General features: G+C 69.1%; 14 protein-coding genes. 4 read left to right on the top strand and 10 right to left on the bottom strand.

The features are described from left to right. Positions 1–136: 136 nt before the first annotated feature. Positions 137–1,213 (top strand): helix-turn-helix domain-containing protein, encoded by a 1,077-nt coding sequence (locus CSC76_RS18215; protein WP_162111374.1) that lies wholly within the window; start codon positions 137–139, stop codon positions 1,211–1,213. A 208-nt stretch (positions 1,214–1,421) separates the two neighbouring features. On the opposite strand, the gene CSC76_RS18210 is transcribed toward CSC76_RS18215, so the two are convergent. Genes CSC76_RS18210 through CSC76_RS18200 form a run of 3 tightly spaced genes read right to left on the bottom strand, consistent with a single transcriptional unit; the run spans position 1,422 to position 4,164 of the window. Beyond that, on the bottom strand, positions 1,422–1,682 hold the full coding sequence (locus tag CSC76_RS18210) for a hypothetical protein (RefSeq protein ID WP_162111373.1): 261 nt from the start codon (positions 1,680–1,682) through the stop codon (positions 1,422–1,424). After that, positions 1,679–3,001 (bottom strand): TFIIB-type zinc ribbon-containing protein, encoded by a 1,323-nt coding sequence (locus tag CSC76_RS18205; RefSeq protein ID WP_162111372.1) that lies wholly within the window; start codon positions 2,999–3,001, stop codon positions 1,679–1,681. Before CSC76_RS18205 ends, CSC76_RS18210 begins: the two co-directional genes overlap by 4 nt. A gap of 14 nt (positions 3,002–3,015) precedes the next feature. Continuing rightward, the gene (locus CSC76_RS18200; protein WP_162111371.1) at positions 3,016–4,164 is read right to left on the bottom strand and encodes an SPFH domain-containing protein; all 1,149 of its coding nucleotides are present in this window, start codon (positions 4,162–4,164) and stop codon (positions 3,016–3,018) included. A gap of 170 nt (positions 4,165–4,334) precedes the next feature. On the opposite strand from CSC76_RS18200, the gene CSC76_RS18195 reads away from it, so the two are divergent. Next, the gene (locus CSC76_RS18195) at positions 4,335–4,862 is read left to right on the top strand and encodes a hypothetical protein (protein WP_162111370.1); all 528 of its coding nucleotides are present in this window, start codon (positions 4,335–4,337) and stop codon (positions 4,860–4,862) included. A 10-nt stretch (positions 4,863–4,872) separates the two neighbouring features. Here CSC76_RS18195 and CSC76_RS18190 read toward each other — a convergent pair whose 3' ends face one another. Together CSC76_RS18190 and CSC76_RS18185 are read right to left on the bottom strand one after the other, a co-directional pair. Further along, complete coding sequence (locus CSC76_RS18190) at positions 4,873–5,352, bottom strand: VOC family protein (protein ID WP_162111369.1); 480 nt, start codon at positions 5,350–5,352, stop codon at positions 4,873–4,875. 77 nt (positions 5,353–5,429) lie between these two features. Beyond that, positions 5,430–6,047 carry a dihydrofolate reductase family protein gene (locus CSC76_RS18185; protein ID WP_162111368.1) on the bottom strand — a complete coding sequence of 206 codons (618 nt, stop codon included), beginning with the start codon at positions 6,045–6,047 and terminating at the stop codon, positions 5,430–5,432. A 150-nt stretch (positions 6,048–6,197) separates the two neighbouring features. On the opposite strand from CSC76_RS18185, the gene CSC76_RS18180 reads away from it, so the two are divergent. Then, on the top strand, positions 6,198–6,380 hold the full coding sequence (locus CSC76_RS18180; protein ID WP_162111367.1) for a YgaP family membrane protein: 183 nt from the start codon (positions 6,198–6,200) through the stop codon (positions 6,378–6,380). Positions 6,381–6,439: 59 nt separating this feature from the next. Beyond that, positions 6,440–7,489: a S66 peptidase family protein gene (locus CSC76_RS18175; protein WP_162111366.1), complete on the top strand. Its 1,050-nt coding sequence runs from the start codon at positions 6,440–6,442 to the stop codon at positions 7,487–7,489. Between the two features lie 16 nt (positions 7,490–7,505). Here CSC76_RS18175 and CSC76_RS18170 read toward each other — a convergent pair whose 3' ends face one another. The 5 genes from CSC76_RS18170 to CSC76_RS18920 form a co-directional block, all read right to left on the bottom strand. Then, the gene (locus CSC76_RS18170) at positions 7,506–7,715 is read right to left on the bottom strand and encodes a DUF1839 family protein (protein ID WP_162111365.1); all 210 of its coding nucleotides are present in this window, start codon (positions 7,713–7,715) and stop codon (positions 7,506–7,508) included. A gap of 11 nt (positions 7,716–7,726) precedes the next feature. Then, positions 7,727–8,044 carry a YkgJ family cysteine cluster protein gene (locus tag CSC76_RS18165; RefSeq protein ID WP_162111364.1) on the bottom strand — a complete coding sequence of 106 codons (318 nt, stop codon included), beginning with the start codon at positions 8,042–8,044 and terminating at the stop codon, positions 7,727–7,729. A 280-nt stretch (positions 8,045–8,324) separates the two neighbouring features. After that, the gene (locus CSC76_RS18160; RefSeq protein WP_162111376.1) at positions 8,325–8,636 is read right to left on the bottom strand and encodes a DUF6122 family protein; all 312 of its coding nucleotides are present in this window, start codon (positions 8,634–8,636) and stop codon (positions 8,325–8,327) included. An 8-nt stretch (positions 8,637–8,644) separates the two neighbouring features. After that, positions 8,645–9,115: a YaiI/YqxD family protein gene (locus tag CSC76_RS18155; RefSeq protein ID WP_162111363.1), complete on the bottom strand. Its 471-nt coding sequence runs from the start codon at positions 9,113–9,115 to the stop codon at positions 8,645–8,647. Beyond that, the gene (locus CSC76_RS18920; protein WP_202923569.1) at positions 9,112–9,267 is read right to left on the bottom strand and encodes a hypothetical protein; all 156 of its coding nucleotides are present in this window, start codon (positions 9,265–9,267) and stop codon (positions 9,112–9,114) included. The genes CSC76_RS18155 and CSC76_RS18920 overlap by 4 nt, the downstream gene beginning before the upstream one ends. Positions 9,268–9,626 lie beyond the last annotated feature (359 nt).

Here is a 9,626-nt window from a genome sequence, read left to right as displayed (position 1 = left end):
TAGACAATCTTCATATATTATGCTAGATCTTACTTTGTAGCTTATTGTGAGCTAGATAATCCTTGATTTTGAATTGGTATAGATTTTTTTACATGCGTGAGATGTGTATAAGAGTAAGCATCAGGAGGGCGCGATCATGCAGGAATGGCAGGCCATCACCACCGGTGCCGCCGTGGCGGTGGCGGTGGCGTCGCTGCTGGTGCTGGTGGGGCAACGCACCCGGCGCGATGCCGAGATCGTGTTCGCGGTGGTCAGCGGGTCGATGGCGCTGTCGCTGATGTCGCCCTGGATGGACGGCGCGCCCGCGTGGATGCGCTGGGCGGTCGCGATCGGCGGCAGTGCGACCTGCAACGGTTTCTGGCTGGTGTCGCGGGCGCTGTTCCGCGGCGACGGTGGGGTGTCCCGCGTGCACGTGCTGGTGGCCGGCGGTGTGGCGCTGCTGATCGCGGCCTACCGGGGCGGCACGCTGGGGACGCACGGCGCGGTGTCGCCGTGGGTGGCGGGCGTGGAAAGCCTGCTGACGCTGGCCAGTTCCACCCTGCTGGCACTGACCTTCCTGGAAGCGCTGCGTGGCGGCTGGTCCTCGCTGCCCCGCGCCGAACGCCGCCTGCGCGTAGCCTTCATGCTGCTGTTCGCCACCTGCGTGCTGACCGCCACGCTGCTGGGGGCGCTGGCCGCCGCCTGGCCGTGGCTGGCCTCGGTGCGGGCCGAGGTGATCCCGCTGTGCGCGATGGCGATGATCCTGTTCACCCATGCCGCGCTGTGGCACCGCCGCCGTGTCCCGGTGGCGACGGTCGCGTCGCAGCCCACACCGCGCGCGGTGCCCGGTCCGCTCGGCGACGAGGATGCGCGGCTGGCGCGTGCATTGCAGCGCCAGCTCGACACGCTGCAGGTGTACCGCGAGCCCGAACTGAAAGTCGCCGATCTCGCCCATCGCCTCGGTACCGCCGAACACCGGCTCAGCCGCCTGATCCCCCAGGGGCTGGGCGAGAAGAACTTCAACCAGATGATCAACCGCCACCGCATCGCATATGCCTGCGCGCGGCTGGCCGATGCGGACGACGACGCGACCATCCTCGACATCAGCGGCGATGCCGGCTTCGCCTCGCTGGGCCCGTTCAACCGCGCATTCAAGGCGGCGACGGGCTGCACGCCGACGGCGTATCGCGCCGCGCACCGCACCACCACGCGCGCCGAGCTGGAGTTGGCCTAGCGGGGAACCGCTGGCGCGATGCGGCGCTGCGCTTGTCGTAGGCCGGGTTGCCAAACCCGGCGCCCTGCGTCGATCGAGTGCGGCCCCTGGGTTGGCAAGCCTACCTGGGTGTCGCAGGGATCTTGCGATCTCAAGGATCGCGCGATGCTGGGTTGATGGAGCCAACCCAGCCTACGCAAGCGGTATCCCGCCTCCGCACGTGGCCCCGTTAGCCGCTGTCGCCGCGCACGCGCTGCACGCGCTGCCGGTAGGCGTGGACGTTGTCGCCGTCGATGCCGCTGCGCTGGGTGCCGCGGATCTCGTCGATCTTGCGGTCCGAGCCGGTGACCGGCTGGGCGACGACGTCGGTCTCGCGCTCGAAGGCGTGCGACTTGTCGGTGTTGCGGTAATAGCGGTACAGCGCCCAGTACAGCGCGCTGGCACCCGCGGGGCCCAGCGCCAGCAGCCATAGACCGTTGTCGTCGCTCATGCGCCTGCCCAGAGGATGGCGAGGGCGATGCCCTCGAGGAAGGTACCGACCGTCAGCGCCGCCAGCAGCAGCTTCCAGTGCTGCACCGGCACGCTGCCCATGGTTTCGCCGGTGCGGCCGTTGACCGCGATGTAGTGCAGCAGGCCGCCGTTCTTGCCGGGCTGGTGGTACGAGTACAGCCACACCGGCAGGTACATCGATACCCAGCGCGTGCCGTGCACGTCCAGGCGTTCCTGTTCCCAGCGCACGCCGCGGTCGTAGCGGCGCACCGAGTCCTCCACCTGCGCGCGGGCGATGGACAGCAACTGGTCCTCCAGCCGCGGGCGCAGCTGTTCCACGTCGGTGTCGCGCTTCTCCGAGGTGAAGCCGGACAGGTAGGAGGCGTTCCACTTCACCGCGTTCTTGGTGTCGAACGGCAGGATGGTGTTGATGATGTTCTGGGTGTTGACGGACGTGTCCAGGTTGCCGCGTTCGCGCGAGGATTCCAGCGGCAGGTCGTCCACGGTGAAGTCCACCTGCCGCTCGACCTGGTAGAGGTCGGCGTCGTAGTAGGTCTTCTTGTTCTTGTCGGTGCCGCGGGTGTAGCGGCGGATCAGGATCTCGCCCTTGCCCGACACCTCCGCGCTCGCGTTGCCGTCCACGATCATGTAGGGCAGGTACACGCCCACGACGTTCTCGGGCGTGAACTGTTCCTTGAAGGCCTTCAGCGCGAACATCCGCCGCTTGTCGACGAACTGGCGGATGCGCGCGACCGCATCGTCCTTCCTGATGTGGAACGGCAGCACCGCGTCGGGCACGGCGCCGTTGGCGATCTGCTCGTTCACACCGAACACGTGGCGGCACCAGTGGCAGCGCGCGGTCATCGCGTTCTCGGTGTTCACCGTGACCTCGGCGCCGCAGCCGGTGCACTTGAAGGTCATCAGCGCCGCGGCATCGGCATCGATGTCGCGCGCGCCGGAGGCGATGACCGTGCCGCGCAGGTCGGCGTGACCGGTGCCGAAGCCGAAGGCCTCCTCCACGCGCGCGCCGTCCCACTCGTGGCGGCAGTACAGGCAGACCAGCAGGTCGCTGCCGATCTTGTGGCGGATGTCGGTGGCGCCGCACTTCGGGCAATGGTTCTGCCCGTCGCGCAGCTCGGCGGAGGCGGTGTCGATGGCGACCGGATCGGGCGCCTCGATCTCCTCGCGGATCGCGTCGGGCAGGGTGGCGGCATCGATCGGGAAGGTGCCGGGCAGCGGCGGCACCTCCTGCGGCGAGCCGGGCCCCGTGGGCGGGGCCGGCGGCAGCGGCGGGGGCGCCGGACGGTTCGGGGTGGACATGGACGGCAGGCGGATTACAGGCCCAGGGCCTTCGCCTTCAGCGCGTCGTAGTCGGCCTGGGTGATCAGCCCCAGGTCGAGCATCTGCTTGGCCTTCTGCAGCTTGGCGACCGGATCGTCCGCGGCGGGTGCGGCCGGCGTGGCCGGCTGCTGCAGCCCGCCGACGCCCATCATGCCGGACGCCATGCCGATGCCCATCAGGCCGGCCGCGCCACCGTTCTCGCCGGCGGACTGGATGCCCTGGGCCACGCTGGCCTGCAGGTTGGAATTGCCGCGCGAACCGGACAGCGCATCGGCGCGCTGCACGGTCTTCAGCAGTTCGCGGGTGTTGGCGTCGTACTCGATGGAGACGATGGCGGTCTTGACGATGGCCAGGCCGCGGTCCGAACTCCAGTGGTAGCCCTGTTCCACCGCAGCGGACAGGCTCTGCGCGAAGCCCAGCGAGTCCTGCTGGATCTTGGTGATGCGGTTGCCCTTGGACGGATCGTTCGTATACAGGCTGAAGGCCGGCGCCAGCGAGCCCACCACTTCGTTGAACAGCTGGCTGGCGGCAGCGTTGTCCAGGTCGGTGAAGTCGAACACCTTGCCCGGCTGCAGGTAGCTGGCCGGCACGAAGTTCTTCACGAACAGGATGGGGTCGACGATCTTCAGCGTGTAGGTGCCGCGGGTGATCGCGCCGACCTGGGTGTTGAGGAAGCCGTCGTCCCAGTAGATCTCGGACTGGGTGCCGAAGCGGTTGTCCGGCAGTTCCTTCAGCGAGACGAAGAACGCCGCCTGTTGCGAGCCCGGCTGGCCGCCGAACTTGAAGCGCTCCCAGCTCTGGGTGATGAAGGTGGAGACCAGGCCGTCGCCGGCGAAGATCGACTTGGAGTTGATGTCATCCGAACGCCATTCGTAGCCGCCCGGCTCGGCGACGAACGCGGTGATCGCGCCGTCCTGCATCAGCAGCAGGCCGTAGCCCTCGGGCACGACGATCTTCGAGCCGTTGGTGATGATGTTGGTCGAACCGCTGGTGTTGGATCCGCGGCCGGCATTGGTGCCCTGCGGCACCGCGGCGAAGAGCGCCGCCGTCGCCGGCAGGCCCTGCGGCACCGTGTAGAAATCCTTCCACTGGTCGCCCAGCACGCCACCGACCGCACCCACCACCGCCTGTACAAGACCCATGACATCGCTCCGTGATTCGAGGCGGGTAGGGGCACCCGCCGAGTGTGACCGAGTATACAGAGCGGCATGCGGCGGTCATGGCGCAGAGGTCATGTGAGTCGGGGGCGACGTGTCGCCCGGCCAGGCGCGTGCCGGTGACGGGGGAAGGCGGATTCTGGCTACCATCCTGCATGGCCCACGACGAGATCGACGCCCTGGACTCCGACCTGCCGCTGGTGCGTCGCGCGTTCCCGTGGCCGGTGCGCGTGGGCTGTGTGGCGGCGGGTGCGTTCGCCATCGTCATGCCGCTGTGGGAACTGGGCCGCGGGCTGTGGCCACCCAGCATAGCCACGCCGGTGTTCGCCGTCATCGTGGGCGGTGCAGGCTATGTGGGCGTGCAGTTCATCCGCGCCGGGCTGTCCGGCTGGGGTGACAGCTGGACGTACGCGCCCCACACCATCGTCGTCGAGCGCCGCGCGTGGGGCCGGTCGACGAGCACCCGCCTGAGCGCGACGAACGTGGCGGCTGTCGAGGTGCGACGCAGTCAGGACAGCGACCACGACGAAGCGCCATGGCAGGTCGTCATCGTGCCGCGGCCCACGTTCTCGGGCCTGGCCGCCACCGCCGGCCCGGGCGGCGTGTTCGACGCGGGCTGCTACGGCTCGCAGGCCTACGCTGAACGCGTGCGGTGCGCCCTGCACGAGCATCTGGGGCTTTGAGCGACGCGTCTCAGCCGCGGACAGCGGCCTGGATCCTGGCGACGTCGATCTTGCCCATCGTCATCATGGCTTCGAACGCACGCCGGGCGACGCTGCGGTCGGGATGGGCCATGGCGTCGGTCAGCACGCGCGGGGTGATCTGCCAGCTCAGGCCCCACTTGTCCTTGCACCAGCCGCAGGCACTCTCGCGGCCCCCGTTGCCGACGATGGCGTTCCACAGGCGGTCGGTCTCTTCCTGGTCGTCGGTGGCGATCTGGAACGAGAACGCCTCGCTGTGGGTGAAAGCATCGCCGCCGTTCAGGCCGATGCAGGGAATGCCGCAGACGGTGAACTCCACCGTCAGTACGTCGCCTTCCTTGCCGCTGGGATAGTCGGCCGGTGCGCGGTGCACGGCCTTCACCCGGCTGTCGGGGAAGGTGGCGGCGTAGAAGCGGGCGGCTTCTTCGGCGTCGTGGTTGAACCACAGGCAGAGGGTGTTCTTCGGGGTCATGGAATGCTCCAAGGTTGGGGAGGGGAGGGCGGCGCCTCGCGTCCGTGGGGAAAGACAGGGTGAAGCGGGCAACGGGCTCAGCCGGCGGCGAAGGAGCCGGTGCGGACATCGCCCTCGCGTTCGTAGCGGCTGACGATCACGCCGGTCGGCGTGGCGCGCGTGCCGGCCAGGCGGAAGGCGGCCGCCTGCGCGTCGTCATCGAACAGGCGCTTGCCGCGGCCCAGCACGATCGGATAGACCAGCAGGCGCAGTTCGTCGACGACATCGCGGGCCAGCAACTGGTGCAGCAGCACGCTGCTGCCTTGGGTCACCAGGTCGGGGCCGTCCGTGCGCTTGAGCGCGCGCAGCGCGTCGACCACGTCGCCGTCCAGCGCATGGCTGTGGGCCCATGCCAGGGTGTCCGGGCGATGCGTGGCGACGTGTTTGGTCGCCGCATTGAAGGCATCGGCGATGGCGCCGTGCGGGGCGTCGCTGGCGACCTGCGGCCAGTAGCCGGCGAAGATGTCGTAGGTGTGGCGTCCGAGCACCAGCGCGAAGGGTCGGGTGAACAGCCCGTCCATCGCTTCGCCGTCGCTGGCATAGGGCCAGGCCCAGCCGCCCAGGGCGAAACCGCCGCTGCGGTCTTCGCCGGGGCCGCCGGGGGCCTGGATGACGCCGTCCAGACTGGTCATGACGGCGGCGATGAGCGTGCGCATGGGAGGTTTCCGTGCGGATCGGTGGGGTCCGCCTTGCATGAGCGACGAGCGGGGCAGGGCGGATTCGACACGGCGCGGAGTTGATCGCGATCAATGCCGGCCGATCGTGGCGCGCGCATGCTGCCTCCATCGGATGAGGAGGGTGCGCAGATGAAGGCGAACGTAGGCGGTTTCGACAAATGGGCCCGCATCATGGTGGGCGTGCTGCTGATCGGCTGGGTGCTCACGGGCGGGCCGGTCTGGGCGTGGGTCGGCGTGGTGCCGCTGGTCACCGGCCTGTTCAATTTCTGCCCGTTGTACGGTCTGCTGGGCGTCAACACCTGCAAGCGCTGACGGGGCACGCCCCCACGCCGGCTTGTTAAGCTGCCTGCAGTCCATCGACAGGCAGCACCATGCATAGACGACATTTCCTCGGGAGCGCGGCACTGGCCGCCACGTCCTTGATGCTGCCGTGGGTCGGCGGCGCGCAGGCGTTCGCGGCGGCGCCGCGCAGGCGCCTGCTGCCGCCTGCACTGAATCCCGGCGACACCATCGGCCTGGTCAGTCCGTCCGCCGCCACCGACGAGCCGCTGGATCTGCAACTGGCGCAGGAAGCGATGGAGGCCCTGGGCCTGAAGGTGAAGGTGGGGCCGCATCTGGGCGCCCGGCGCGGGCATCTGGCCGGCAGCGACGCCGAGCGCGCGGGCGACCTCAACGCGATGTTCGCCGACCGCGAGGTCAAGGCGATCGTCTGCGCACGCGGTGGTTCTGGCGCGGCGCGCCTGTTGCCGCTGCTGGACTATGCGGCGATCCGCCGCCATCCGAAGATCCTGCTGGGGTATTCGGACATCACCGCGCTGCACAACGCGCTGCTGTCGCAGGCCGGACTGGTCAGCTTCCACGGCCCCATCGGCATCGGCAGCTGGAACAGCTTCAATGCGGACCAGTTCCGCCGCGTGTTCTTCCAGCGCGAACAGATGGAATACCGCAACAGCGCGGACAAGGGCGACGAACTGGTGCAGCGGCGGAACCGCACGGTCACCATCACCGGCGGCAAGGCGCAGGGTGAACTGGTGGGCGGCAACCTGTCGGTGCTGGTGGCGCTGGCCGGCTCGCCGTACCTGCCGGATTTCCGCGGCAAGATCCTGTTCCTGGAAGACGTGTCCGAAGCGCCGTACCGCATCGACCGCATGCTCAGCACGCTGCGCCTGATGGGTGCGCTGGACCAGGTGGCCGGCGTGATCTTCGGCGAGTGCACCGAGTGCGATCCGGGCAATGGTTACGGGTCGCTGACGCTGCCGGAGATCTTTGACGACTATTTCAAGCCGCTGAAGGTGCCCGCCTACCGCGGGGCGATGATCGGCCACATCCGCCAGCAGTTCATCGTGCCGGTCGGCGGCCGGGTGGAAATGGACGCGGACGCGGGCACGTTCCGGATGCTGGAGCCGGTGTTCGCGGGCTAGCCCCGGTCAGGCGGCGCTAGACGGACTTCTTCCGCCAGGACAGCGTGGTGCCCAGGACCTCGATGGTGCCACCGGCCTGGCGGAAGGCGTCCAGGTCCGCGGCCAGGACATCGTGGGTCAGGGCGCCGCGATCGCCGGCGGGGCGGCGCGCGAAGGCGCGGCTGGCGCCGCGGGAGGCATCGGTTGCGGGGACGCCATCCGGCGTGGTCTTGCGGGGGCGGGCCATGGGAGCTCCTGTCAGTACAAGATGAGAGGGATGCCGCGCGAGGTGCGGTCGAGGTAGTCCTCGCGCACGTCGCGGCAGTAGGGGCCGGACATCACGAAGCGTCGGCAGGTGTCCGGGCGTGTGGCATAGATGGAGCAGTGCATGTGCGCGGCGTCGATGGCCACGCACCAGCCCTCCTCGTCGCGCGCCATCACGTGCAGCCCGGCGTCGGTATGCGTGGTCAGGTGCGCGGGAATGCGGTCTTCCGGCTGCAGCACCACGGTCAGGCGGCAGCACACCGCGTCGCAGCGCGCGCACAGCGGGACCGCGGGGACGGCGACGGCGTTCATGCGGGCACCGGAGATCGACGCGGTGAGGCGGTGCCCGCCACGGGACGGGAAACGAGGGATAACGGTGTGGCCGGCATCGGGCGCTCCCGGAAGGGCGTCTGCCCGGCGGGGCCTGACGCATGGAGGAAAGCGCAGCGGGCGAACGTTGTCGGCGGTCGGACGGGACGCAGAGAGTGAAGCCCGGCCATCCTACGCGCTTGCGGCCCCCGGCGCCCGCCAGGGACGCTCGGACCTGAACGCGCCGGTCAGAGTCCGGCCCGGCGCGGCGGGAGCGAAGGGGCTACATCAGCAGGCAATCGAGCCCGTCCAGCGCGATGTGGACCAGCAGGCCAACACCGAACCAGCGCGTCTTCTTCGGCACGCTCAGGCCCGCATACACGGCGATGGCCGGCCAGGTGTGCAGCGGGTGGAAGCCGAGACTGCAGCGACCGGGCGCGTAGACCGGGTCGGCGAGCAGGTGGTCGAGGTCGATCACCCAGGCAGCGAGCATCCACAGCGCCGCGCGTTTCCAGTCCTTCGGCCAGACCAGGCGCGCCACCGCCAGCGGCACGATGACGTGCAGGACCAGATGGAAGACGGGGCGGAACTCCAGTTCAGGCATCAGCGTCGCGAGGCGATCCAGCGGTCCAGCTGGCTGGCGAACGCCTGCCGGTCGCGCGCGTTGAACGCGGCCGGGCCGCCGGTCTGCACGCCCGCGCCGCGCAGCTCGTCCATGAAGTTCCGCATCGACAGGCGCTCGGCGATGTTGTCCGGCGTGTAACGGTCGCCGCGCGGGTTGATCGCCTGGGCACCGTTGGCCAGCACACGTGCCGCCAGCGGGATGTCCTGAGTGACGACCAGGTCGCCGCTGCGCACCCGCTCGGCGATGGCGTCGTCGGCCACGTCGTAGCCACCCTGTACCTGCAGCGCGCGGATGAAGCGCGAGGGCGGGGTACGCAGCCATTGGTTGGCAACCAGGGTGACCTGCACCTGCGCGCGCTCGGCGGCGCGGAACAGGATCTCCTTCACGGGGCCCGGGCAGGCGTCGGCATCCACCCAGACCTGCGGCGCCGTGGGGATGCCCTCACTCATTCGGAGGCGGTGTCGGATCCGGTCGCGGCGGATTCGGCGTCGGGGCGGGCGGCCTCGCGCTCGGCCCGCTTCTTGGCGTCCTTCTCGTCTTTCTTCTTTTTCTTGGCCAGTTCGCGCTGGCGTTTTTCGAAGGAGTAGTTGGGTTTTGCCATGGGCAGTGGGTATCCGGAGGAAGGAGGAGACGGATCAGGAGCGCGGTCCGCAGGCGTACACGATAGCCCGCATTACCGCTGGCCGTACGGGGGAAAGGGGCCAAGCGCCTGTTTTCAAGGACTTCGCGCCGCCGCGGGCCCCCGCGAGGTCGCCGGAATGCGCAGCCAGGTCGCCCAGGCGGGAGGGGCGCCGAGGTTCGCGCCGCCCCTCCGGGCTGCTATACCATCACCGCGCGGGCCGTCCCGGGGGACGTGGACGGCCATGGCGTCTTTCGATGGGGTGATGAATGCGGCGAATGCTCTGCCTGTTGCTGGCGGCCCTGGGGCTGGCCGGCTGTTCGAAACGTATCGTCAAGGAG

It is taken from the genome of Pseudoxanthomonas mexicana, assembly GCF_010093385.1.
GTDB classification, from domain to species: domain Bacteria; phylum Pseudomonadota; class Gammaproteobacteria; order Xanthomonadales; family Xanthomonadaceae; genus Pseudoxanthomonas_A; species Pseudoxanthomonas_A mexicana.
This window is presented reverse-complemented; position numbering and strand designations above follow the sequence as displayed.